General features: G+C 64.6%; 1 pseudogene. It reads left to right on the forward strand.

The window, feature by feature from the left end:
- Nucleotides 1-119 precede the first annotated feature (119 nt).
- Nucleotides 120-497, forward strand: a pseudogene (locus J5M71_RS27495) (YdcF family protein); the annotation flags it as partial.

Raw genomic sequence — 497 nt, forward strand, 5'->3', positions numbered from 1 at the left:
GTGCAGGCCAAGTAAGCGCATGGCAGGTCATGAAACGGATCTTTTGCAACCGGATCCGGCCTACTGGTTGTAACGCGTAATCAACACTCTTAGGCTTCGGGCATCTTTGGAGATGCCCGATGCCCCTTCGCTATTTCATCAAACAACTTTTACTGCCGCCCGGCATTCTTTTGCTGCTGTTGCTGGCCGCCTGGTGGCTGCGCCGCTCACGGCCGCGTCTGGCGGGTGTGTGTTTTGCCCTCGGCTTTGGCGGCCTGTGGCTGATGAGCCTGCCGGTGGTCGTGCAGTGGAGCGCCAAGGCGCTGGAACGAGAGCCGCCGCTGGCGCGGCAGGAGTGGGCAACGCTGGCGCAACGCGCCGATGCGATCGTGGTGCTGGGCTCGGGGCGTGAGCGCGGTGATCTGGCCTGGGGCGAAGACCAGCCGACCGGCGTCGGCCTTGAGCGCCAGCGTTACGCCGCACGCTTGGCCAAGGCCTCGGGCCTGCCGATTCTGACC

This window comes from Pseudomonas sp. 43(2021), assembly GCF_017490805.1.
Taxonomy (GTDB): Bacteria; Pseudomonadota; Gammaproteobacteria; order Pseudomonadales; family Pseudomonadaceae; genus Aquipseudomonas.